This is a genomic window from Variovorax sp. HJSM1_2, from assembly GCF_049316285.1.
Classification (GTDB): Bacteria; Pseudomonadota; Gammaproteobacteria; order Burkholderiales; family Burkholderiaceae_C; genus Rhodoferax_B.
The window spans coordinates 1-23,717 of sequence record NZ_JBMOXA010000012.1 but is presented as its reverse complement, the minus strand read 5'-3'; the positions used below and the strand labels follow the sequence as shown (position 1 = coordinate 23,717).

Sequence of the window (23,717 nt, the reverse complement as noted above, 5' to 3'; positions counted from 1 at the left end):
TATCTGACAGGTGACATTTCTTCAAAACCCATAAATGGTGAAACAAATGAAAAAGGCTCCGTGAGGAGCCTTTTGACTATGAGTGGTCGACTAAATCAGTAGCCACCACGACCGCCGCCACCGCCACCGCCACGTGGGCCGGAGCCGTAGGGGCTGCGGAAACCGCCATCGCCACCACCACCGCCGCTACGGCCACCGCCGCCGCCACCACCGTAACCGCCGCCGCCGCTACGACCACCACCGCCGCCGTAACCGCCGCCGCCACCACCGCCATAACCACCGCCGCCGCCGCCGCCACCGTAGCCGCCGCCACCACTGCGTGGTGGACGTGGTTCCATGGGGCGAGCTTCATTGACGACACAGCTACGACCGCCCAATGATTGACCATTCATGCCGTTGATGGCTGCTTGTGCTTCCGCATCGCTGCCCATTTCAACGAAACCGAAACCCTTGGAGCGGCCAGTGTCACGTTCCATCATGACCTTGGCACTAACAACGCTGCCAAACGCACTGAAAGATTGTTCCAGATCGCTATCGCGCACCGAATAAGGCAGGTTGCCGACGTACAGTTTATTGCCCATCAAGGGACTCCTAAAAAACACTGAAATAAAGCGATGGAGTCCCGCAAAGCAATGTCTAACCATAGGACGCGAAACCAACTATCACCGCAAATTTGCACAGTTGTAACGCTGTACATTTGCATTATGCGGCCATATTAGAAGAATTCAAACAAAAAATGAGTGATGTGAATTGACCACAATTTGGACGTAAAAAAGGGCCCATTGGGCCCTTTTTTATCTGCGGGTCAGAGCGATTCGAAGAATCGCTCCGTGACCTAAAGAATTTAGTAGCTGTTACGACCGCCGCCGTAGCCGCCATTGCCACCACCGTAGCCGCCACCACCGTTGCCGCCGCCGTAGCCGCCGCCATTGCCACCACCGTAGCCACCGCTACGTGGAGCACGTGGCTCCATTGGACGGGCTTCGTTGACCACGAGGTCACGGCCGCCAACGGATTGACCATTCATGCCCTTGATGGCAGCTTGTGCTTCGGCATCGCTACCCATTTCCACAAAGCCGAAACCCTTGGAGCGGCCGGTGTCACGTTCCATCATGACCTTGGCGCTTTGGATCGAACCAAATTGGCTGAAAGCCTGGTGCATATCGTCGTCGCGGAAAGAATATGGCAGATTGCCAACGTACAGTTTGTTGCCCATGAATAGGCTCCTAAAAAAAAACGCACAACGCGATGGAGCCCGATAACCGCAATCGACAAACCATTGAAGACTTCACAGACGCGAAACTGACTAATCACCGCAAACTAGCATCACCGCTGAGCGGTAACACCAGAGCATTATGCGCGATGTCGGGGGTTTTGCAAAAAAGTTCCCCGTATTGCCTCATTTTGTTGCCGATTTACAAAAGCTCAGCTTGGATCAGACGAGGCCTGGGTTTGGGCCTTCTGTGCGGGTGTGAATGCCGTTTGGCGCGATGCCATGCTGCGCATTGCCTATGAAACTCTGGGCAGGCTGCGCAAGCCCAAAAGCGCCCGCTGCCGCAGACCTGCGCGACGAAGTGAACATAGAGGCTTGGCCGTGCGGAAGAAGCGTCCCAGTGTGGCGGGCATGCGCCGGGTGCAGGTTTCCAGAGTGAGAAACAACCGCCGCTCATCTAGGTCCTGCTCAGATGTCCACGTGGCAGCATGAGGGTCCAAGATGAAAAAAACCTGAGGCCTGAAGGCCCTGGCCCAGTTGTTTATAATCAGTGGGTTCATTGGGGAGTAGCCACCCGCCGTTTCTTGAGCGGGGCTTGCATCAACAGACTTGTAGGGTCGCCATCTCGAAAGAGAAGAGCGAATCAGACATGGTGCAAGCGTTCTTCGGTTTGTACCGGGATTCAGCGAGACCTTTGACCATGCAGCCTCCGTTTTTGGCCGGGGATGCCGCGTGGTCATTGGTTTTTGTTTCCGGCCGGAAATCGATATGAGTGCTTTCCTCGTCTCCACAGGTATTGTTGCGTTGGCAGAAATGGGTGACAAAACCCAGCTGCTGGCCTTGGTTTTGGCTGCGCGTTTTCGCAGGCCCTGGCCCATTGTCTTGGGCATCTTCGCCGCCACCATCATCAACCACGCACTGGCCGGTGCCGTAGGCGCCTGGGTGACCACGCAGTTGGGCCCCGACGTTTTACGCTGGGTGCTGGGCCTGTCATTCATCGCCATGGCCGTGTGGATGTTGATCCCCGACAAACTGGATGACGAAGAGGCGGATAGCAACCCGCGTTATGGCGTCTTCGGCACCACCGTTGTGTTGTTCTTCCTGGCCGAGATGGGCGACAAAACCCAAATTGCCACCGTGATGCTGGCCGCCAAATACAACGCCTATCTATGGGTGGTGGCCGGGACGACACTGGGCATGATGCTGGCGAATGCGCCTGTGGTGTGGCTGGGCGAGCGCATGACGCGGCTGGTCCCGATCAAGGTGGTGCACGTGGTGTCCGCGCTGTTCTTCCTGGTGCTGGGTGTCTTGGCCATATGGCATGGTGTGGATATGGGCTAAACTCCCGCTGCGCCGATTTGTTTCAAGCTTGCGGGCGCTTTAGAAATTCAGCTAAAAACGACACCCGAAAAGCCCGGCCTCGTTTTTAGCGATGCCGGGTTTTTTGTTGCCATGTCCTTTATTGCTACACCTCAATCCATGCCGTTTGCCGAGCCCCTGGCTTTGCAAAGCGGCGCGTCGATTCACTCGTATGCGCTGAGCTACGAGACCTACGGCACGCTCAACGCCGACCGCTCCAACGCCGTGCTGGTGTGCCATGCGCTCAACGCCTCGCACCATGTAGCGGGTATCTACGAAGGCCAGCCCAAAAGTGAGGGCTGGTGGGACAACATGATCGGCCCCGGCAAGGCGGTGGACACCAACCGCTTCTTCGTCATTGGCGTTAACAATCTGGGTTCTTGTTTCGGCTCTACCGGGCCCATGCACACCCACCCCGACACCGGCCAGATTTACGGCGCCGACTTCCCGGTGGTCACGGTGGAGGACTGGGTCAACGCCCAGGCCCGGCTGCTTGACGCGCTGGGCATCGAAACCCTGGCCGCCGTGATGGGCGGCAGCCTGGGCGGCATGCAGGCGCTGAGTTGGACGCTGCAATACCCCGAGCGTGTGCGCCACGCCGTGGTGATTGCCAGCGCGCCCAACCTCACGGCCGAGAACATTGCCTTCAACGAAGTCGCGCGCCGCGCCATCGTCACCGATCCTGATTTCCACGGCGGCCACTTCTATCAGCACAGCGTGGTGCCCAAACGCGGCCTGCGCATCGCGCGCATGGTGGGCCACATCACCTACCTCAGCGACGACGTGATGAACGAGAAGTTTGGCCGCGACCTGCGCGAAGCCGTCACGGGCAGCGTGACCGGCTACCGTTACTCCACACAAGATGTGGAGTTCCAGATTGAAAGCTACCTGCGCTACCAAGGCGACAAGTTCAGCGACTACTTCGACGCCAACACCTACTTGCTGATCACCCGCGCACTCGACTACTTCGACCCCGCGCGCAGCTACGGCGGCAACCTTACCGCTGCCCTGGAGCGCGCGACCTGCAAGTTCCTGTTGGTGAGCTTCACCACAGACTGGCGCTTTGCACCGGCCCGCAGCCGCGAAATTGTGCGTGCCTTGCTGCCGCACAAACGTGAGGTGAGTTATGCCGAGATTGATGCGCCGCACGGGCACGACGCTTTCCTGCTCGACGATCCGCGTTACCTCCATCTGGTGGGCGCGTATTTCAACCGTATTGGCGAGGAAGTAAAAGCATGAGCGAGGTCACGACGATTCAATCGATTGCGGCCCTGGTGCCGCAAGGTGCACGCGTGCTCGACCTGGGCTGTGGTGATGGCGCGCTGCTGGCGCATCTACAGCGCGAGCGCGGCTGCACCGGCTACGGTGTCGAAATCGACGACGCCAACCTGCTGGCCTGCGCGCGCCGTGGCGTTAACGTGCTGCAGCTCAACCTCGACGAAGGCTTGGCCATGTTCGACGACAACTCGTTCGACGTGGTGCTGCAGATCGACACCCTGCAACATTTGCGCAATGCCGAGACCATGCTGCGCGAAACCGCGCGTGTCGGCCGCACCGGCGTGGTGGCCTTCCCCAACTTCGCACACTGGCCCAACCGCGTGAGCATTCTGCGTGGCCGCATGCCGGTGACGCGCCGCCTGCCCTACCAGTGGTACGACACGCCCAACATCCGTGTGGGCACCTACAAAGACTTTGAGGTGCTGGCCGCGAAGAACCAACTGCGGGTGTTGGACGCGTTTGGCCTGCAAGATGGCCGCGAAGTGCGCACCTTGCCGAACTTGCGTGCGGGCACGGCGGTGTTCCGTTTCGAACACGCCTGAGCACAAGCCACTGTTAATAAATAAGTGAGCACTCTGCGCTTATCTATCTAGCGCAAAGTGCTCATTTGGCTTGAGAGGCCGAGCTTACAGACGCTGCTGCGTGGCCTCGTCGAACACGTGCACCAAACGTGGCTCGATGTCCAGCGTGACCTTGTCGCCAGCCTTGACCAGCAAGCGGTCGTGCACCAGCGCTTGCACCGTATGGCCTTGTGCATCGCAGGTGACCAGCGTGTCGGCGCCGCTGAATTCAACCACCTTCACCTCGCACGGAATGCCATTGGCATACCCCGCCTCGCGCACGCGCAGGTGCTCCGGGCGCAGGCCCAGCACAACGCGTTGTTCGGCCAGGTTGGTGTGCGATGCGTCCAGCGCAATGCTGCCGCCAGCGTCGGGCGTGGCGCTACCGTTCGCAGCGCGGCCGGGCACCAGGTTCATCGATGGCGAGCCTATGAAGGTAGCCACAAAGGTGTTGCACGGGAAGTCGTACAGATGTGCGGGCGCGCCGATCTGTTCGACCTGGCCGTCGCGCAGCACGATGATGCGGTCGGCCATGGTCATGGCCTCGATCTGGTCGTGTGTCACGTAGATCGAGGTGGTCTTGAGCCGTTGGTGCAGTGCGCGGATTTCGGTGCGCATCTGCACGCGCAGCTTGGCGTCGAGGTTGGACAGCGGCTCGTCAAACAAAAACACCTTGGGGTCGCGCACCATGGCACGGCCCATGGCCACACGTTGGCGCTGGCCACCCGAGAGCTGGCGCGGCAGGCGGTCCAGCAGCTTGTCCAGGCCCAGCACCTTGGCGGCGGCCGCCACCTTGCTGCCTATGGTTTCTTTTTCGGTGCCGGCGATCATCAGGCCAAAGCCCATGTTGTCGCGCACCGTCATGTGCGGATAGAGCGCGTAAGTCTGGAACACCATGGACACGCCGCGCTCCTTGGGCGGCAGGCCGTTGACGGTTTGGTCACCGATGCGGATTTGGCCGACGGAGGGGTCGTCCAGCCCCGCGATCATGCGCAGCAGTGTGGACTTGCCGCAGCCGCTGGGGCCGACGAAGACGGCGAACTCGCCGTCGCCGATGGCGATGTCCACGCCCTTGATGACGCGCGTGTCGCCGAAGTGTTTTTCAATGCCGGTGAGATTGACGGAAGCCATGATGAGAGATTTCTACGGTTCGATTTCGGATAAGACGTGTGAGCTTGAGGCGATGGGTGATGGCGTGCTGCGGCGTTTTTAGCCACCCTTGACGCCGCCAGCCGTCAGGCCACCAACGATTTCCTTCTGGATCACCAGCGTGAGCAGCAGCACGGGCAGCGTGACCAGCAGCGCGGCGGCGGCCAGCGGGCCCCAGGCGATCTGTTCAAACGTCAGCACGTTGTAGATGGCCACGGGCAGCGTGCGCGTTTCGCGCCCGGCCAGCACCGCGCCGAAGATGAAGTTGTTCCACGAGAAGATGAACGCCAGAATGGCGGCCACGGTGATGCCGGGACGGGCCAGCGGCAGCGCGATGTGCTTGAAGCGCTGCCAGGGCGAGCAACCGTCCACCACGGCGGCCTCTTCCAGCTCGTGCGGCAAGGTCTCGAAGTAGCCCGAGACAATGTAGACCGTAATCGGCACCGTGATCACCAAGTGGGTGATCACCACCGGCGCCAGCGTGCCGGTCAGGCCCAGAGCCTGGAACAGCGTGAACAGCGGAATCAAAAAGCTGATGGCCGGCGTCATGCGCGCAATCATGATCACCATCAGCAGCTTGCGTGCCTTCAGCCGTGCAATGCCGTAGCCCGCAGGCACACCAATCAGCAGCGCAATGCCCGTGGCCAGGCCCGAGACGATGATGCTGTTGAGCAGGTATTGGAAGAACGGGCCGCTTTCGAACACCTTGACGAAGTTCTGGAACGTGGGTGCGTTGGGAATGAAAACCGGCGGATAAGCCAGGTTGTCCACCTCGTTTTTGAAGGCTAGCGACAGCATCCACAAGAAGAAGCTGATGGCGGGCGAGACCAGCAGCACCACGCAGATGCCGAGAACGAGTTTGTCGAGTGCTTTTTTCATGTCAGGAATTTCTTGCTCAGGCTGCGTGGATCACTCGTAGTACTTAGAACGTTCGCGCAGCCAGAACAGCAGCAACGACAGGCCGACCACCAAGGCAAAGAACACCACCACCACGGCCGAAGATTTGCCGATCTGGTAGAACGAGAACGCTTGCAGGTAGAGGTAGATGTTGATGGTTTCAGACGACGTGCCCGGGCCGCCCTGGGTGATCACGTAAATGGTGTCGAAGGTCTTGAGCGCGTCTATCATGCGCACCACTCCGGCCACCAGAATGAACGGCAGCAGCATGGGCAGCGTGACATAGCGGAAGGTCTGCCAGCGCGAGGCGCCTTCCATCAGCGCGGCCTCGAACGGATCGGCCGGCAGCGAAGCCAGACCACCGAGCACGATCAGCATCACCAGCGGCGTCCATTGCCAGATGTCCACCAGCACCAGGCAAGCAATCGACAGGCGCGGCGAATACACCCATTCGCTGGGCGGAATGCCCAGCAACGACAACAGGTAGTTGAGCACGCCTTGCTGGGGGTGAAACATCATCACCCACACCAGAGCGATGGCCACCGGCGTGGCCATCATGGGCAGCACAAACGCGCCGCGCAGAAAGCCCTGGCCCGGAAACTTCTGGTTGAACACCAAGGCGGCCAGCGTGCCCAGCACCAGCGGGGCGGCCACGGCCATGGCGGTAAAAATCAAGGTGTGCGCGATCGATTCAAGAAAGCGCGTGTTGTGGGCCAGGTCCACGTAGTTGGACAAACCGGCGAAGGTGGCCTTGGAGCCGATCTTCCAGTCGAACAGGCTCATCCATAACGTGAACAGCCATGGAAAGACGATGACCGCGATGACCACGATCACGGCCGGCACGATGAACCAAACAAAGGGCGAAATCTTACGCATGCAGAACCATCCAAGCCGCTGGTCCAAAGAGGCCCAGCGGCTTTATGAAGTCAAACCAAAATCAAAAACGCAGACTGCAGGTATTGGCCCGCAGCCAGCACGATCAGGTGTCGGCCTTGGCCGCCACGGGGGCGAACTCGGCTGTGGCCTTTTTCAGTTCTGCTGCCGGATCAGCGCCCGTCAGCATGTTGTTCAGCGCGATGCCGTAGACGTCACGGAACTCGGTGACCGGCTCGATGATGGGCAAACCGGGGCGCGCGATCTTCAGCGACTCGGCCACGGCCGATAGCCACTCTGGCGGCACCGTCAAGGCGGCAATGGCTTCGGCGTTGGAGTAGGCCGACAGGCGGGCCGGCGCACCTGAGCCGGTGGCCAGCATGCGTGCCTGCATTGCCTTGCTGGTGGCCCACATGATGTAGTACCAGGCCGGGCCCTTCTTGGTGGAGAAGGCAGACACCCCGATACCATCACCAAAGGTCTGCGAGACCTGGGTCTTGGGGCCGGGTGGCATTACGCCGTAGCCGGTTTTGCCCTTGACCTTGGACTTGGTGGCGTCTTCCAGCGGTGGTGCAAAGCCCGAGCCGTCGATCCACATCGCGGCCTTGCCCTGCAAGAACAGGCTCTGCGCTTCGTTCCAGTTGTAGCCAGCCACGCCTGCGGGGCCGGTGTTTTTCATCAGGTCGCGGTACATCGCGGCCGAGGCCACGGCTTCAGGCGTTTCGGTGGCGAGCTTGCCACCAGCGTCGAAGAACTGACCGCCGTAGCCCAGGAAGAAGCCGGTCCACAGCGGCACGTTGGCGTTCTTCAGGCCTCGGCCGACAAAGCCCACCACACCGTTGGCCGGGTCGTGCAGCTTCTTGGCTGCGGCCAAAATTTCCGGGAAGTTCTTCGGATAGGCCACACCCTTGGCGGCGAACAGTTCCTTGTTCCAGTAGACGATCCACGGGTCTAGGTTCAGCGGCAGGCTGTCGATGCGGCCATCGCTTTGCGTGGCGTAGAACATGGCGCCGGACGAGTAGTCTTTCACGTCGAAGTCAGGCGGCGCGCCGGTGGCCATCAGGCTGCGCAGATCTTCCATCCACTTGCCTTTGGCGAACTGGCGCTTTTGCACGTGGTAGCTCATGTGCACCACGTCGAAGCTGGTCTTGCCAGAGTTGAACTCGATCACCGTTTTCTGGCGCGACTGCTGCTCGGGCACCTGCTCGGCGCCGACCTTGATGCCGGTCAGGTCTTCAAACTCCTTCTGGTACTTTTGCAACAGCTCGCCGCGCGGGCTCTTGATCAAGTGCACTTCAATCGTTTGGCCGGCGTAGCGCTTCCAGTCAAAACCCGACTGGGCGAACGCGGTGGGCACGGTGCTGAGCGCCGTCGCGGTAGCGCCGGCTTGCAGCACGGCGCGGCGGTTGATCTGGGTCTTCTTCATGGCTTGTCTCCTGTCTTTGTTTAAATGGTGTCGAAGCTCTGACCAGTCGCGCGGTACACCTCACGCACGGCTTTTTCTTCATGGGTTTCCAGCTTGGTCAACGGCGCGCGCACGTTGAGCCAGACATCGTCGCCCATCTGTTCGGCCAGGCCCACTTTGTAGGCGCTGACAAAAGGCATGCCCGGCAACACGGTCATCAGGCGCAGCAGGTCGAGCACCAGTTGCTCGTCGGCCTTGGACACGTTTTGCGGGTTGGAGATGATGCGGCGCAGCAGGTGCGGCGCCACGTTGGACATGCCGTTGACCGAACCCGAACCACCGGCGCGCATCACCGGGGCGATATGCGGCTCGGAGCCGACGAAGATCGACAGTTGTGGGAAAGCCTTCACCAGGCCCAGCGAATGCTCCAGGTCGCCCGAGCTGTCTTTCACGCCAATCACCTGCTTGGGGTGGCGGCGCACCAGCTCGGTGATGGTGGCGTGCGAGTAGCCCACGTTGGCCAAACCGGGGAAGTGGTACAGCAGCATTTGCAGGCTGTCGGCACCAATGCCTTTGATGACTTGCGTCACACACTCGGTCACACCCGCGTCGCGCGGATGGTTGAAGAAAAACGGGGGCATGTAGAGCTGGCGCACCACACCCTTGGCAATGGCGTGGCGGCCCAGGTCTATGGCTTCTTCCAACGCGCAGGCGGTGGTGGTCACAATGACCTGGTCGGGGCGCACGCCACTGGCGAGCAAGGCTTCCAGCACCATCTTGCGCTCGGCCACGCTGAAGGCCAGGCCCTCACCGGTGGTGCCGAACAGTGTGACGCCGTCGCTGCCGGCAGCCAGCATGCGCTTGGCGTGTGCCAGGGTGCGTGGCAGGTCGAGCTGGCCGTCTTCTGCAAACGGCATCAGCAATGCGGGCCAGAGCCCGGTGATGGCATGGGTCAAGTGTGTCTCCTGGTTGTTTTGGCGGAAATGGATTTGATGGGCCTAACGGCGGATGCCTCATGGCGTTCAGCACGTACGGTTTCTGGGCTCAGCACGCGGTGGCGCGCGCTGTCCATGTGTTGGTCGAGTGCGGCGATGGCACCGGCCTCGTCGCGCGCTTGCAATGCGGCGATGAAGTGCAAGTGCTCTTCCATCGCCGGAATCAAACGCGCTGGTGTGATCACACTCTGCTCCAGCGTGATCAGCCGCACACGCAGGCTGTTGACGCGGTAGATCTCGGAGATGATTTCGTTGCCCATGGCGTCGACCATGCGGTCGTGCAGACCCCAGTCGACGGATTGCGCGTCGTCGAGCAAGGTGGAGTCTGGCTTGTCGGCGCGGGCGCGCTCCAGGATGTCGTGGTGCGCGGCTTCAATCGCGTCCAGCTCGGCGGCACTGACGCTGCGGGTGAACAGGCGCACGGCTTCGCGCTCTATCATGGCGCGCAGTTGAAACGCGTTGCGGATCAGCTTCAGGTCCACATGGGCGATCTGCAGGCCACGCTGCGGCACGGTCTTGATCAGGCCACCGGCCTCCAGCCGCGGAATCATCTCGCGCACCGCGCCCAAGGGCATGTCGAGCAGGGTCATCAGCTCGCGTTGCGAGACAAACTGGCCGGGGCGAATGCTGCCGCTCAAGATTTGCTGCGTAAAGCCCTGGTAGGCGCGTGCGCGCTGGCTGGTGGGCTCCATGCCGGTTGGGGTGGCCGACAAGGTGCGCTTCAGCGCCGCCTTGGTGACGGGCTTGCGCAGCACCTCGGTGGCTGCAGAACTTGCGCGGGTGCTCACAGCTTGGCCACGCCTTTTTTCAGCAGGATGTTGCCGTAGGTGCGCGTCTCGCCGGTGGCCACAATCGCAAACGCCTGGGCTGCACGTTCGTAAAACGCAAAGCGCTCCAGCGATGTCGGCGAGGCTTCGCCGTGGCTTTGCAAGGTGGCGCTGAAATCGGCCACGGCCGGCGGTACGGTGGTGGCGTCGCCGACCACTTGCATGGTGAACGCGGCGTGTGGCACAAAGTCGTCGAGTGGCAATACCGAGAGCACGGCGTCGAGCACACGGTTGGCATCTACACCCGGAATGCGCACCAGGCGACGGGCATGTGTGGCGGCTGGAAAGTGGGCATCGGCCAGCACGATTTCATCGCCGTGGCCCATCGATGCCAGGACGTGCAGCAGGTCGGGAGACAGCAGCGGAGAGAGACCTTTGAGCACGGGTGTACCAAAAAAATATGAAGGTGGACGAAGCGCCGAACCTATGGATTTCAGAGCGGAATCGGTAGGTGTTCTACTGTTGACGCACTGACATGTTAGTTCTACTATAAGTGACAGAAATCGAACCAAAATCCGTGAAAACCCGAACCGATACGCTGCCCGGTCGTGGCAACGTGCCGCACACATGAACATCCAAAATCCACGCTTCTGCCGCACCTTGAGTGGGCTGCCGTTGGGCCTGGGCGGCGCGCCGCTGGGCAATCTTTTCACCGCCATTTCGGACGCCGCCGCGCAGACCCTGGTGGGCGCTGCATTGCGCGATGGCTGCGCCACTTTTGATACCGCACCACACTACGGCAACGGCCTGAGCGAACACCGCATGGGCCGCGCCTTGCGCGCCGTGCCACGCGACACCTTTGTGTTGTCCACCAAGGTCGGCCGCATCCTGGTGGCCGATGAAAACGCGCCGCGCGAGCAAAACAGCTACGTCGATGTATTGCCCTTTGTGCAGCGCTGGGACTTCTCGGCCACCGGCATGCGCCGCAGCGTCGAGGACAGCTTGCAGCGCCTGGGCCTGGCGCGGCTCGACGTGGTCTACATCCACGACTGCGACCGCGTGACACACGGCGACGCCTATGCTCAGGTGCTGGCGCAAGTGGTGGCCGAGGCCTTGCCCGAGTTGCGCCGCATGCAGACCGAGGGCCTGGTGCGCCAGATTGGCCTGGGTGTGAACGACGTGTCGGTGTGTCTGGACGTGTTGGCCCAGGCCGACCTGGATGTGCTGATGCTGGCGGGACGCTACAGCCTGCTGGACCACAGCGGGCTGCACAAGTTGTTGCCGCTGTGCGCCCAGCGTGATGTGCGCGTCGCGCTGGCCGGGGCCTACAACTCGGGCATCCTGGCCACGGGGGTGTTGGGCGGACAGGCCGCACGTTTCAACTACGCCCCTGCGGCGCAAGAGTGGGTTACGCGCACGGCTGCCATCGAGAAAGTGTGTGCCGAGTTTGCCGTGCCCTTGCGTGCTGCGGCGCTGCAGTTTCCGCTAGCGCACCCCGCCGTCGAGATCGTCATCGCCGGGCCGCAAACCGTGGCGCATTGGGACGATGCGGTGGCGATGATGGGGCACAGCATTCCGGCCGCGTTCTGGCAGGCGCTGCGCCAACAGCATTTGATTCCCGACCACGCGCCCACGCCTGTATAAACATCAACATGATCGACGCCCACTTCCACCTCTGGCAGCTCGACCGTGGCGACTACGGCTGGCTCACGCCCGCGCTGGCGCCCATCTACCGCGACGTGCACATCGACCACTGGCGCACCGAAAGCCGTCCCTGCGGCATCACCGGCGGTGTGCTGGTGCAGGCCGCGCCGACCGAGGCCGAAACCCTTTTCTTGCTTGACCAGGCGCACAACGCCGCCGATGTATTGGGTGTGGTCGGCTGGCTGGACCTGCTGGCGCCCACCGCCTCCGCGCGTATTGCCGCGTTATCACTCTCGGCCCCCAAGCTCAAGGGCCTGCGGCCCATGCTGCAGGACATCACCGACCCCGACTGGATTCTGCAGCCGGCCTTGGCGCCCGCGCTGGAGACCATGGCTGCCTGCGGGCTAGTGTTCGATGGGTTGGTGAAGCCAGTGCATCTGCCACGTATCGTCGAGCTTGCGCGCCGCCACCCGAACCTGCGCATCGTCATAGACCACGGTGCCAAACCCGACATTGCCCACGGCCAGTGGCAAGCCTGGGCCGACGGCCTGGCGCAGATCGCCCGAGAAACCAAGGCGGTGTGCAAACTCTCCGGCCTGTGGACCGAAGCCGCGTCAGCGGACGCCCATGGCGACGGCGCCGTGCTGAAGCGCTACGGCGAGTGGGTGCTAGACACCTTCGGCCACCAGCGTTGCCTATGGGGCAGCGACTGGCCGGTGCTGGAACTTGCGGGCGACTATGCGCGCTGGTTGGCGCTGGCGCGCTCCTGGGTGCCAGCAGAACAGCAGGCGCGTGTATTTGGCGGCACGGCGGTCGAGGTCTACCGGCTGCAGCGCTAAGGCTGGTGTGAATAGCCCCCGGCATTGGTTTTGTGGGGGGCTTGGTCTAGACTGGTGGGATTCGCCCCAGCAGCCCTAGAGGAGCCCCCACATGAATGCCCGCGTACCCAACTTTCCCGCCTCCGTCCTGAACGCCGAACAGGCGCTGAGCCAGGTCGCCCGCCAATGGGACGAGGTGCTTGTTCCCGAACTCACGCGCTACATCGAGGTGCCGTCCAAATCCCCCATGTTCGACAAGGACTGGGCGGCCAACGGCTACCTGGAAACCGTGCTGCGCAACGCCGCCACCTGGGTCGAGGCGCAAAAGGTCGAGGGCCTGAAGCTGGAGATCGTGCGTATCGAAGGCCGTACGCCGGTGTTGTTCTTTGAAGTGGACGCACACCAAAGCCAAACCAGCGAAACCGTGTTGATGTACGGCCACCTCGACAAACAACCCGAATTCACTGGCTGGCGCAACGACCTGGGCCCGTGGACGCCGAAATACGAAGACGGCAAACTGTTTGGCCGTGGCGGCGCCGACGATGGTTATGCGGTCTACGCGTCCATCACCGCCATCCAGGCGCTGAAGGCGCAGAACGTGCCACACCCACGCATTGTTGGCCTGATCGAAACCTGCGAAGAAAGCGGCTCCTACGATCTGCTGCCCTATGTGGACGCACTGCGCACACGCCTGGGCGAGGTGGCCTTGGTGATCTGCCTAGACTCGGGTGCCGGCAACTACGACCAGCTGTGGCTCACCAGCAGCCTGCGCGGCATGGCCAGCGGGGTGTTGAAGGTCGAAATCTTGACCGAAGGTGTGCACTCGGGCGACGCCAGCGGCCTGGTGCCGTCTAGCTTTCGCATCATGCGCCAGGTGCTCGATCGCCTGGAAGACAGCGCCACCGGCCGCCTGCTGCCGGCCAGCTTCCACTGCGAAGTGCCGGCCGACCGCCTGGCGCAAGCCAAGGCCACGGCGGCCATCCTGGGCGACGAAATCTACAAACGTTTTCCCTGGGCGCACTACGACTGCGGTGGTAGCACCGTGTTTGCGCTGCCCACCACCACCGAGCCGGTGCAAGCCCTGCTCAACCGCACCTGGTCGCCCACGCTGAGTGTGACCGGCGCCGATGGTTTCTCGGAAATCAAGAACGCTGGCAACGTGTTGCGTCCCTACACCGCCTTCAAGCTGAGCCTGCGCCTGCCCCCGCTGGTTGAGGCCGATGCCGCCGTGCAGCAACTCAAAACCCTGCTCGAAGACAACGCGCCCTACCAAGCCAAGGTGACCTTTGAAGCCCAGGGCGCAGCCACCGGTTGGAACGCGCCCAGCACTGCGCCGTGGTTCGAGCAGGCGCTGCAAGAGGCCTCGCAAGCGCACTTTGGCGCGGGCTGTGGCTACATCGGCCAGGGCGGCACCATTCCGCTGATGAATATGTTGTCCAAGGGCTTCCCCAAGGCGCAGATGATGGTGTGTGGTGTGTTGGGCCCCAAGAGCAACGCCCACGGCCCGAACGAGTTCCTGCATGTGCCTTACGCCAAGAAGCTCACCGCGGCGGTGGCCCACGTCATGGGCAAGATGGCGCAGGGCACGGTGCCCGCTGAAGCCGCCGCCTGAGTTTCAACGCCCAAGCAAAAAGCCGGTTTGCGCAATGCAAACCGGCTTTTGTGTTTTCAAGCCAAATTGCCGTCTCGCGCAATCTGCATCAGCGTAAAGAGCTATTTTTGTTGTAGCAAACCGCCGAGCATGCCAAACAAGTCCTGCTCACCACCCAGGCCCTGCGCGGGGGCCTGGCCCTGGGGCGTGAGTTGGTCGATCAAGCCTGGCAGCACTTGCGACAACTGGCCTGCGGCTTCACCGGGTTGCAGGCCCAACTGAGCAGCAATGCTGGACAGTGTGTCTGGCCCCAGCACCTGGCTGAGTTGCTCGCCCGAGATGGCGTGGTTTTGGCCACTTCCCACCCACGAGCCAATCACGTCGCCCATGCCGGCCTGCTGGAACTTGTCCATCAAACCGCCCAGACCGCCCTGGCTGCCATTGTTGGCCAGCATGCCGGTGATCACCTGGATCAACTGCGGGTTGCTGGCGAGCACGCCAAGCAAACCGCCCAAGCCGCCCAGGCCTGCGGCCGCGCCAGCTTGGCCTTGATTAGGCGATTGCCCGTTGTTCATGACAGCGCCGAGTATGGAATCGAGTAGACCCATGATGTTGCTTCCTAAAAATAAGAAAAGGCCGGCGCAGTGCCAGCGAAACAAGGCACCGTGGGCCCAGGACAGGCTACGGCGGGCTGCAAATTATGGGTTGACATGAGGCGCTGGGGCGGCCCATTTTGTAACCCTGTGCATACGGGCCCATGATCGTGAATTGCGGCCGCATTGTGAAGAGCCGCTAAGCAGTTCACCAATATCTATCGCTTGTGGTGGCCGGCGGTGGATTGCAAACTCGGCCGCAAACCTAAAACCAGGAGACCGGCATGCTGACCCCCGACCAACACCAGGCGCTGGCGCGCGAATTGCACCAGGCCGAACAAACGCGTGTGCAGGTGGAACACTTCTCCAAACGCTTTCCGGCGATGGAGATGGCCGACAGCTACGCCATCCAGCGCGCCTGGGTGCAAATCAAGCTCAGTGAGGGCCGCAGAATCCTCGGCCACAAAATCGGCCTGACCTCGCGCGCGATGCAAATTTCGTCACAAATCACCGAGCCCGACTATGGCGCGCTGACCGACGACATGTTGTTCCCCGAAGGTGCGGACATCCCGCTGCAGCGCTTCATCCTGCCGCGTGTCGAGGTGGAGTTGGCCTTCATCCTCGGCAAAGCTTTGCGCGGCCCGGGTGTGAGCATTTTCGACGTGCTCGCCGCCACCGACTATGTGGTGCCGGCGATAGAGATCATCGACGCACGCATCGAACAACTCGACCACGTGACCAAGGCGCCGCGCAAAGTGCTGGACACGATTGCCGACAACGCGGCCAACGCCGGCATCGTGCTCGGCGGCCGCCCAGTCAAGCCCGATGCGGTTGACCTGCGCTGGTGTGGCGCGCTGCTTTACAAGAATGGCGTCATAGAGGAAAGCGGCTTGACGGCGGCGGTGCTGAACCACCCGGCCAACGGTGTGGCCTGGCTGGCCAACAAGCTTGCGCCGCACGGCGAAGGTTTGGCGGCGGGCGAGGTCGTGTTGGCCGGCTCGTTCACGCGGCCCGTGGCGGCGGCGGCGGGCGATACCTTTCACGCCGACTACGGACCCTTGGGCGCGATTGCGTTTCGGTTTATGTGAGCCTTGGTGGCGGGCTGAGCCGGGTTGAGGTGAGGTGTTGGCGAGATCGGGGATCTGTCGCCGTTCTTTACACCTGCATCCATAAGTGTACGTAAGTGTTTGATTTTGTTATGTGGCATAACCGTTGCATTAAGTAACGAGTTAGTTGTTTCCACAAACCAAACCTAATTTCAGACACTTCATGCAAGTCATCAAACATCTCGCCGTCGCTTTTTCTGTTGCCGCATGCGCCATGACGGCCCAGGCCACGGTGGTCACCAGCGGCACCTGGAGTGGCAGCACGATTGGGCCCTTCGCCGAAACCGATACTGCCACTTACGGGCAAACCTTCACGGCTGCGGGCAACTACCTGAATTCGTACACCATGTACCTGAGCTCGGGTTCGGGGACGACCAGCTTCAAGAGCTATATCTACGCTTGGGACGGCTTGAAAATTGTGGGTTCCGCGCTTTACAGCAGCGCGGTGCAAGAGTTTTCCGGCGCGGCTTCTTCGCCGTATGCCTTCACCTTCGACACGGGCGCACTCTCCCTGACCAGCGGCACGCAGTACGTGGCCTTCTTCTCCACGTCGGACGTCGATGGTGGCGATGATGGCCGCGCGTCGATGCCGACCACCGCTGGCGGCAATTCATATGACGGCGGCCGCTTTGTTTTCTTCAACAACGGCAATGACTTCTCTCGGTTGGCCAGTTCGACATGGGAGACGTGGGCCGGTGACTTCGACGTCTTGTTTTCCGCCACGTTCTCCGACACGGCGAGCAACAACGCCATCCCCGAGCCAGGCTCTTTGGCGCTGTTGGGCCTAGGCCTGGCGGGACTCGCTGCCGTGCGCAAGCGCAAGGCCTGACAGGCGCTTTTGAGCGTCTTTGAAAACCCGCTTCGGCGGGTTTTTTACTTTGTGGCGCGGCGTTTACCCGCGGCGCGGGGCGAAGCTGCGGTGAAGCGTTGCGCCAGAAACTCTGCAAACCCTTCCGCCGCCGGCGAGCTGGCACGGCGCAGCGGTTGGTACAGGCACATCTGGCGCATCACCTCGGGGTTGGTGATGCTGCGTTGCACCAGGCCCAGCGGTTTGGCCAGCGCCTGCACATAGGCGGGTGACAAGGTCGCGGCCAGGTCGGCAGCCGCCATGCCCAAGGCGGTGGAGATGTTGTCCACCACGTCTATCGGTGTGATGCGCTCGTTGCCCGGCAGCGCCTCGTGCATTTGCGCCACGCTGCGTTCGTGGTCGCGGCCCGCAGCCACCAGCGGGTGTGCACGCAGCTCGGCCCAGGTCACGCTGCGCCTCCGTGCCAAGGGGTGGCTAGGGGCGCACCACATCACCCATGGGCTGTTGAACAGTGCAATGCGTTCCACGTCGTCGCCCACGGCGCGGTCCGGGCCCATGGCCAGGTCGGCGTCGCCGCTGGCCACGGCGTCCACCAGCCGGTCCACCGGCACGTCGCGGATGTGCACCCGCACCTTGGGCCGGGTGCTGCCATAGGCCTTGATCACCGGCGGCAGGATCACGCTGGCCACCACCAAGGGTGCTGCAATGCGCACAATGCCGGCGGCCCGGTTGCGCACGTCTTCGGCGGCCGACTGCGCCAGCCGCAGGTGTTTCAACACCGAGTCGGCCGAGGCCAAAAACTCGCGCCCGGCGCTGGAGATTTCCACGCGCCGTGTGCTGCGGTCAAACAGCTTGAAGTCGAGTGTGGATTCGAGCTCGTTGATCAACTGGCTGACTGCCGAGGGGCTGAGCGCCAGACGGTCGGCGGCGTCGGTGAAGCTGCGCATTTCGGCCACGGCCTCGAAGGCTTCGAGCTGGCGCGAGGTGAATCGGGGGAGTGGCATGGGTGAAACAGCTGTTCTGGCGTATTGATAAGCAAGTCTTCACAGTACACCAAAATTTATCGTTTGTTGCGCCGCGCGGGGCCGCGCACACTGCGCTGGAGAAATGATTGGAGACATCTCTTTGAGCACAGAGCAAATTCACGTGGCGGGCTTTGCCGTCTCGCCGCACCACTACATCCACGGTGAACGTGTCGCCTCCGAGGTGCTGTTCGACCTGTACTGCCCCATAGACCAAAGCCTGCTGGGCCGCATCAGCGAAGGCACGGCGGCGCATGTGGACGCCGCCATACGTGCGGCACTGGCCGCCTTCCCGGCCTGGGCGGCGCTGACGGCGGCCGAACGCAAACCCTATCTCGACCGCTTAGCCGCCGAGATTGGCAAACGCGCTGAAGCCTTTTGTCAGGTCGAATCCAATGACGCCGGCATTTTGTTGTCGCGCATGAAACACGGCGTGGTGCCACGCGCCATGCTCAACCTCAGCTGGTTTGCCGAACACGCGTTGACGCTGCAAGACCGCCCCATGGAAACCGAGCAGGCGACACACCTGGTGCGGCACGATCCGGCGGGTGTGGTGGCCATCATCACACCATGGAATTCGCCGTTGATGCTGGCCACCTGGAAGCTTGGCCCGGCACTCGCGGCCGGTAATACCGTCATCGTCAAGCCGCCCGAGTGGGCGCCGCTCACCAGCAGCCTGCTGGCCGATTGCGCACACGCCGCCGGCCTGCCGCCGGGCGTGTTCAACATCGTGCAGGGCAGTGGTGCGGGCACGGGTGCCAAGCTGGTCAGCGACCCGCGCCTGGCGCGTATCTCGTTTACCGGCTCGGTGCCCACGGCCAAGTGGATTGCCCGGGCAGCGGGCGCCAACCTCGTACCCTGCAGCCTGGAGCTGGGTGGCAAGTCGCCGTTCATCGTGCTCGAAGATGCCGACCTCGACAACGCCGCCGCCACCGGCGCGCTGATGTACCGCAACGCCGGCCAGGTGTGTTTGGCGGGCACACGTTTCCTGGTGCACCACAAGGTGCATGATGCCTTTGTGGCGGCCATGCGTGGCTATGTGGCACAGCTCAAGGTGGGGGATCCGCGTGATGAGGCCACCGAGGTCGGCCCCATCATCCACCCACGCCAGGTCGAACGTGTGCAGGGCTTTGTGCAACGCGCCGTGGACGCCGGCGCTGAGGTGTTGTGGGGCGGCGCGCCACACCCGTTTGGCGCGCAGTACTACGCGCCCACCATGCTCACCCACATGCAGCAGAGCAGCGAGATCGTGCAGAACGAGGTTTTCGGCCCGGTGCTCACGCTGCAAACCTTTGCCGACGATGCCGAGGCCATCGCCCTGGCCAACGGCACCGACTACGGCTTGGGGGGAGTGGTCTACGGCGACACCGCGCACGCCACCGCCGTGGCCGAGCAGGTGCGCACCGGCTTCATCTGGGTCAACAGCTTTGGCATCCGCGATCTGGCGGCACCGTTTGGCGGCATCAAACGCTCGGGTGTGGGGCGCGAAGGTGGTGATTGGAGCTTTGAATTCTTCTGTGATGTGAAGGACGTGGTGGTGCCGAAAAAACCTTTCCGTGCGAGCTTCAGCCATCGGTAAGCATTCACAAGAATAAGGAGACAACATGAGCCCCAACGCAGGAAAAATTGTCGGCGGTGCCCTGGTCTCGCACCACCCCGGCCTGATGCAATGTGAAGAGTTCCGCCGCCTCATGGGCGCGGGTGAAGACTCGGATCTGATTCCCGGCTACGCGCGACTGCGCGCCAAGATCACGGCCGCTAAGCCCGACGTGGTCATCATCTTCGACAGCCATTGGTTCACCACCGGCTACCACCTGGTGGACGGTGCCGCGCGTTACGAGGGCACCTACATCTCCGAAGAAATGCCCTGGTACTTGCACGGTGTGCCCTACGCCTACCGTGGCCACCCGGCGTTGGCGCTGGCGATTGAAGAAGCCTCGCGTGCCCGTGGCGGCTACAACCGCGTCATTCAGAACCCGGCACTGGGCAAACAGTACGCCACCATCAACCTGGTGAAGCAGTTGCGGCTGGAGCTGGCCGATGTGCCGGTGGTCACCGTCAGCTCGTGCCAGAACTGTGACTGGCCGCATTTTCTGAAGTCGGGCGAGGCGATTGCCGAGGCCGTGCGCAGCAGTGGCCTGCGTGTGGTGTTGCTCGCCTCGGGCGCGCTGAGCCACAAGTTCAATGCCATCGACTGGAAGCCGAACCATCCGCGCATCTTTCACGAGAGCAATGTGTCGCGCCCGGAAAACATCGCCAGCGACAAAGCCGCGATTGAACTCTTCAAACAGGGCCGGCACGACACGGTGTTGGAACGCTGGGACGAGGACTACCGCAAGAAGCCGTGGGAGGCTTTTGGCGCGCACTACCTGCAGATGCTGGGCGCCATGGGCGGCAAGGAATGCCGCGCCAAAGGCGAAGCGCTATCGGCCTACGAAAACGCCCGTGGCACCGGCAACATCCACATGTGGTTTGAACCGTGAGGAATACCCCCAGTCTTCGCGCACTGCGTGTCGCTACGCCAACCCCCTTGCAGGGGGCAACACCAGCCGCCCGGCAAAGCCGGTTCGGCGGTGTTCGCCTGCGATACGGCTCGCTGCGCTTGCCGTTGTTTGTGCCCGTTTGCGTCTAGGAGCATTGTTGTGAACTTTGAATTTCCGATCCAGGAACTGCCCGCCGTGATGCGTGGCCCACGTTTGGAGCGCCGCCGCGTGCTGGTGGGCGGCAGTGTTGCCTGGGGCACCCTCATCGAGGACGGCCCGCAGCAAGGCCAATTGCGGCTCGATGATGCGCGTGTGGTGAGCCCGGCCGATGTGCAGCATTTGCCACCTGTCACCCCCAGCAAGATCATCGCTGTGCACATCTCCTACAGCTCGCGCAGCTTCGAGACACGCAACGCGCCCAAGCCCAGCGAAACACCGACTTACTTCACCAAACCACCGACCTCGCTCAACGGCCACGGCTGCGAAATTTTGAAACCGGCCGACAGCCTGTACCTGAACTACGAGGGTGAATACGCCGTGGTCATAGGCAAGACCTGCCGCAACGTGTTGCCCGATGAGGCCTGGGACTACATAGAAGGTTTTTGCCCGGCGCTAGACATGGGCCTGCAAAACTACCGCGACACCGACCAGGGCAGCATGCTGCGCGTCAAGGGGGCCGACACCCTGCTGCCCATAGGCCCAGGCATTGTGCGTGGTATCAATCTTTTCGAGCAGACGCTGCGCACCTACCGCAATGGCCTGGTGGTGCAAGAGGCGCACATTGGCGACGAAACCATCTGGGGCCCGCACTATGTAATCGCCGACATCGCGCGTCACATCACGCTAGTGCCGGGCGATATGATCCTGATGGGCACACCGTGCCACTCGCGCTCGGTGGATCCCGGCGATGTGGTCGAGTGCGAGATCACCGGCCTGGGGCGTTTAACCGGCACGGTGGTCGCCATTCCGGCGCCGCGTGCGTCGGCCCTGGGCGTCGGCCATCAGCCCAACGACAGCCCCGAAGTGCGGCGCGTGGCCTTTGGTTTTGACGAGCGGGTTCCCGAGCACTTCAAAGCCAACTACAGGGCGGCGGCTGGGGGCAAAATAAGCCCCTAAACGTTTTTATATATAACGTTTTGCTTTCGCCATTGACCCAAAATACAGGAGACAAAACCATGGCCCTTGACCGTTGTATCAACCGCCGTACCTTGCTGCAGGCCGCTGCCGCAACTGCCGCCACCAGCCTGCCACTGATGGGCCAGGCACAAAGCATAGACAACGCCAAAATCCTCACCGGATTTGCCGCTGGTGGCACGGTGGACACGCTGGCGCGCCGCGTCGCCACGCAACTGGCTGGCAGCTATGCCAAGTCGGCGGTGGTCGACACACGCACCGGCGCCGGCGGCCAGATCGCCATCTCTTTACTCAAGACATCGGCACCCGACGGGGCGACGCTGCTGGTCACGCCCATGTCCATGCTGGGCATCTACCCGCACACCTACAAAAAGCTGCCTTACGACCCGGTGGCCGATGTCACGCCCGTGTCCACGGGTGTGGTGTTCGACATGGGGTTTGCCGTGGGCCCGCAGGTGCCGGCCTCGGTGAAAACTGTGCCCGAGTTTTTGGAGTGGTGCAAAGCCAACCCGACCAACGCCAACTTCGGCTCCCCCGCCCCCGGCTCGGTGCCGCACTTTGTGGGTGAGCTGATTGGCCGCTCCGGCAAGGTGGAGTTGCGCCACATCGGTTTCCGTGGGTCGCAACCGGCGATTCTGGACATGCTGGGCGGGCAGATCGCCTCGGTTTCGGCGCCGGTAGGCGAGTTCTTGCCGCATCTGAGCGGCGGCAAGGCGCGGCTGTTGGCCACGTCGGGGGCCACACGCAGCAAGTTCTCGCCGGGCACCAGCACCCTGGTCGAGCAAGGGCTGAGCGGCCTGGTCTACAACGAATGGTTTGGTTTCTTCTTGCCCGGCAAAGCCAGCCCCGACGTGGTGCAACGCGCCAACGCCGCCGTGCGCAAAGCGCTGACGGACAAAGACACAATTGACGGCTTGGCCGCCATGGGCCTGGAGGTGAAATCGTCCACGCCAGAAGAACTGGCCGCCACACTGAAGGCCGACACCGAGCGTTGGGGCCCGATCGTCAAGGCGATTGGTTTTACCGCTGAGTCTTGAGTTGACGTTGCTGCAGCGCCAGCCACGCCAGGCTGGCGCCTGCCAGCAACACCGGCACCAGCGAGCTGAGATTGAGCCAGTGCCAGCCTTGGGTGGTCACCAACACGCCTGAGGCCAGGGAGCTGAGGGCCAGCGTGGCAAACACCAGGAAGTTGAGCAGGCCCTGCGCCTTGTCGCGCTCCTCAGGCCGGTAGGCCTGCATAGACAAGGTGGTGCTGCCGGTGAACAGAAAATTCCAGCCCAGCCCCAGCAGGAACAGCGCCAGGCCAAACTGCTGCAACTCCTGCCCGCTGAGGGCGATGCTGATGCAGCCCAGGTACAGCAGCACGCCCACCGCCATGACCGGCAAGACTCCAAAGCGGCGGATCAGGTGGCCGGTGAAGAAGCCGGGTGCAAACATGCCTATCACATGCCATTCAAGCACCAGTGCGGCGTCGCGAAACGGCATGCCGCAGACCTGCATGGCAATCGGCGTGGAGGCCATCAGCAGGTTCATCACACCGTAGCCCAAGGCGCCAGTGAGCGCCGCAACAATGAACACCGGCTGGCGTGCAATCCGGCCCAGGGAACGTGCTCCCTGGGCCGTGGATTTTGCGGCCGGGGGCGGAAACTCGATCGCGCTGAGCACCGCCATGGACAACAGCCCGGCCAGCGCCAGCGCCAGATAAGCGGCCGCAAAAGGCTGGGGCAACCAGTCGCGTGTGAGATGTGCCAGGTTAGGCCCGGCGACCGCGCCCAGCAGCCCTCCAGCCATCACCAGCGACACCGCTTTTTCACGCCATGCGGGTGTACAGAGTTCGCCCGCGGCAAAACGGTAAAGCCCCGCATTGGCGTTGTAGTAACCGGCCACCAGGGTGGCTGTGCACAGCAACCAGAAACTGCCTATGTGTACCGCCAGCAGGCACAACAGCGCGGATGCCACCGCGACGACCAGCCCCAGCTGAAACGAAGCCTTGCGGCCCCAGCGCGCCTGTGTGTGCGCCAC

At 62.4% G+C, this 23,717-nt stretch carries 24 protein-coding genes and 1 riboswitch; of the genes, 12 read left to right on the top strand and 12 right to left on the bottom strand.

The genetic code is table 11. The annotated features are described in order from the left end of the window. Positions 1-95 precede the first annotated feature (95 nt). Together ACFQ95_RS14840 and ACFQ95_RS14835 are read right to left on the bottom strand one after the other, a co-directional pair. Positions 96-581: an RNA recognition motif domain-containing protein gene (locus ACFQ95_RS14840; protein WP_422832168.1), complete on the bottom strand. Its 486-nt coding sequence runs from the start codon at positions 579-581 to the stop codon at positions 96-98. 263 nt (positions 582-844) lie between these two features. After that, positions 845-1,216, bottom strand: a complete 372-nt coding sequence (locus ACFQ95_RS14835) for an RNA recognition motif domain-containing protein (protein ID WP_422832166.1) — start codon at positions 1,214-1,216, stop codon at positions 845-847. Positions 1,217-1,760: 544 nt separating this feature from the next. After that, positions 1,761-1,978: riboswitch (yybP-ykoY riboswitch) on the top strand. A gap of 3 nt (positions 1,979-1,981) precedes the next feature. Here ACFQ95_RS14835 and ACFQ95_RS14830 point away from each other — a divergent pair. The 3 genes from ACFQ95_RS14830 (at position 1,982) to metW (ending at position 4,392) form a co-directional block, all read left to right on the top strand. Then, positions 1,982-2,554, top strand: coding sequence for a TMEM165/GDT1 family protein (locus tag ACFQ95_RS14830; protein WP_422832164.1), 573 nt, complete (start codon positions 1,982-1,984; stop codon positions 2,552-2,554). A 111-nt stretch (positions 2,555-2,665) separates the two neighbouring features. Continuing rightward, positions 2,666-3,811, top strand: coding sequence for a homoserine O-succinyltransferase MetX (metX, locus tag ACFQ95_RS14825; RefSeq protein WP_422832162.1), 1,146 nt, complete (start codon positions 2,666-2,668; stop codon positions 3,809-3,811). Continuing rightward, entirely contained in the window at positions 3,808-4,392 is a 585-nt protein-coding gene (gene metW, locus ACFQ95_RS14820; protein ID WP_422832160.1) for a methionine biosynthesis protein MetW, read from the top strand. The genes metX and metW overlap by 4 nt, the downstream gene beginning before the upstream one ends. Positions 4,393-4,476: 84 nt before the next feature. Here the strand turns inward: metW and ACFQ95_RS14815 are convergent, their stop codons facing one another. The 7 genes from ACFQ95_RS14815 to ACFQ95_RS14785 form a co-directional block, all read right to left on the bottom strand. Then, complete coding sequence (locus tag ACFQ95_RS14815) at positions 4,477-5,541, bottom strand: ABC transporter ATP-binding protein (RefSeq protein WP_422832158.1); 1,065 nt, start codon at positions 5,539-5,541, stop codon at positions 4,477-4,479. Positions 5,542-5,619: 78 nt separating this feature from the next. Then, positions 5,620-6,438, bottom strand: coding sequence for a carbohydrate ABC transporter permease (locus ACFQ95_RS14810; protein ID WP_422832156.1), 819 nt, complete (start codon positions 6,436-6,438; stop codon positions 5,620-5,622). Between the two features lie 30 nt (positions 6,439-6,468). Then, positions 6,469-7,332 carry a carbohydrate ABC transporter permease gene (locus tag ACFQ95_RS14805; RefSeq protein WP_422832155.1) on the bottom strand — a complete coding sequence of 288 codons (864 nt, stop codon included), beginning with the start codon at positions 7,330-7,332 and terminating at the stop codon, positions 6,469-6,471. 103 nt (positions 7,333-7,435) lie between these two features. Then, positions 7,436-8,755, bottom strand: a complete 1,320-nt coding sequence (locus ACFQ95_RS14800) for an ABC transporter substrate-binding protein (RefSeq protein ID WP_422832153.1) — start codon at positions 8,753-8,755, stop codon at positions 7,436-7,438. Positions 8,756-8,775: 20 nt separating this feature from the next. After that, positions 8,776-9,690: a dihydrodipicolinate synthase family protein gene (locus ACFQ95_RS14795; protein WP_422832151.1), complete on the bottom strand. Its 915-nt coding sequence runs from the start codon at positions 9,688-9,690 to the stop codon at positions 8,776-8,778. Further along, positions 9,687-10,517 (bottom strand): GntR family transcriptional regulator, encoded by an 831-nt coding sequence (locus ACFQ95_RS14790; RefSeq protein ID WP_422832150.1) that lies wholly within the window; start codon positions 10,515-10,517, stop codon positions 9,687-9,689. Before ACFQ95_RS14790 ends, ACFQ95_RS14795 begins: the two co-directional genes overlap by 4 nt. Next, positions 10,514-10,939, bottom strand: coding sequence for an RbsD/FucU family protein (locus ACFQ95_RS14785; protein ID WP_422832148.1), 426 nt, complete (start codon positions 10,937-10,939; stop codon positions 10,514-10,516). The genes ACFQ95_RS14790 and ACFQ95_RS14785 overlap by 4 nt, the downstream gene beginning before the upstream one ends. Positions 10,940-11,123: 184 nt before the next feature. Between ACFQ95_RS14785 and ACFQ95_RS14780 the strand changes: the two genes are divergently transcribed. The 3 genes from ACFQ95_RS14780 to ACFQ95_RS14770 all read left to right on the top strand — a co-directional run bounded on the left by ACFQ95_RS14780 (position 11,124) and on the right by ACFQ95_RS14770 (position 14,570). Further along, positions 11,124-12,140 (top strand): aldo/keto reductase, encoded by a 1,017-nt coding sequence (locus tag ACFQ95_RS14780; RefSeq protein ID WP_422832147.1) that lies wholly within the window; start codon positions 11,124-11,126, stop codon positions 12,138-12,140. Positions 12,141-12,148: 8 nt separating this feature from the next. After that, positions 12,149-12,979: an amidohydrolase family protein gene (locus ACFQ95_RS14775; RefSeq protein WP_422832146.1), complete on the top strand. Its 831-nt coding sequence runs from the start codon at positions 12,149-12,151 to the stop codon at positions 12,977-12,979. A 91-nt stretch (positions 12,980-13,070) separates the two neighbouring features. Then, positions 13,071-14,570, top strand: a complete 1,500-nt coding sequence (locus tag ACFQ95_RS14770; protein WP_422832145.1) for a M20 family metallopeptidase — start codon at positions 13,071-13,073, stop codon at positions 14,568-14,570. A gap of 101 nt (positions 14,571-14,671) precedes the next feature. Here the strand turns inward: ACFQ95_RS14770 and ACFQ95_RS14765 are convergent, their stop codons facing one another. Further along, positions 14,672-15,157, bottom strand: a complete 486-nt coding sequence (locus ACFQ95_RS14765; RefSeq protein ID WP_422832144.1) for a YidB family protein — start codon at positions 15,155-15,157, stop codon at positions 14,672-14,674. 269 nt (positions 15,158-15,426) lie between these two features. On the opposite strand from ACFQ95_RS14765, the gene hpaH reads away from it, so the two are divergent. Next, positions 15,427-16,230 (top strand): 2-oxo-hept-4-ene-1,7-dioate hydratase, encoded by an 804-nt coding sequence (hpaH, locus tag ACFQ95_RS14760; protein WP_422832142.1) that lies wholly within the window; start codon positions 15,427-15,429, stop codon positions 16,228-16,230. Positions 16,231-16,411: 181 nt separating this feature from the next. Beyond that, positions 16,412-17,077: a PEP-CTERM sorting domain-containing protein gene (locus tag ACFQ95_RS14755; RefSeq protein ID WP_422832140.1), complete on the top strand. Its 666-nt coding sequence runs from the start codon at positions 16,412-16,414 to the stop codon at positions 17,075-17,077. Positions 17,078-17,121: 44 nt separating this feature from the next. On the opposite strand, the gene ACFQ95_RS14750 is transcribed toward ACFQ95_RS14755, so the two are convergent. Next, a complete protein-coding gene (locus tag ACFQ95_RS14750) occupies positions 17,122-18,060 on the bottom strand; it encodes a LysR family transcriptional regulator (RefSeq protein ID WP_422832138.1) in 939 nt (312 codons plus the stop codon). Between the two features lie 121 nt (positions 18,061-18,181). Here ACFQ95_RS14750 and ACFQ95_RS14745 point away from each other — a divergent pair, with 121 nt between their 5' ends. The 4 genes from ACFQ95_RS14745 (at position 18,182) to ACFQ95_RS14730 (ending at position 22,732) form a co-directional block, all read left to right on the top strand. Next, positions 18,182-19,657 carry an aldehyde dehydrogenase family protein gene (locus ACFQ95_RS14745; protein WP_422832136.1) on the top strand — a complete coding sequence of 492 codons (1,476 nt, stop codon included), beginning with the start codon at positions 18,182-18,184 and terminating at the stop codon, positions 19,655-19,657. A gap of 25 nt (positions 19,658-19,682) precedes the next feature. Further along, positions 19,683-20,561 carry an extradiol ring-cleavage dioxygenase gene (locus tag ACFQ95_RS14740; protein ID WP_422832134.1) on the top strand — a complete coding sequence of 293 codons (879 nt, stop codon included), beginning with the start codon at positions 19,683-19,685 and terminating at the stop codon, positions 20,559-20,561. Between the two features lie 159 nt (positions 20,562-20,720). Next, positions 20,721-21,677, top strand: coding sequence for a fumarylacetoacetate hydrolase family protein (locus tag ACFQ95_RS14735; RefSeq protein WP_422832133.1), 957 nt, complete (start codon positions 20,721-20,723; stop codon positions 21,675-21,677). A gap of 59 nt (positions 21,678-21,736) precedes the next feature. Then, positions 21,737-22,732 carry a Bug family tripartite tricarboxylate transporter substrate binding protein gene (locus ACFQ95_RS14730; RefSeq protein ID WP_422832131.1) on the top strand — a complete coding sequence of 332 codons (996 nt, stop codon included), beginning with the start codon at positions 21,737-21,739 and terminating at the stop codon, positions 22,730-22,732. Here ACFQ95_RS14730 and ACFQ95_RS14725 read toward each other — a convergent pair. Beyond that, the coding region (locus ACFQ95_RS14725; RefSeq protein ID WP_422832130.1) for an MFS transporter at positions 22,716-23,717 on the bottom strand (1,002 nt) is incomplete at its 5' end. The two genes, ACFQ95_RS14730 and ACFQ95_RS14725, sit on opposite strands and share 17 nt — an antisense overlap.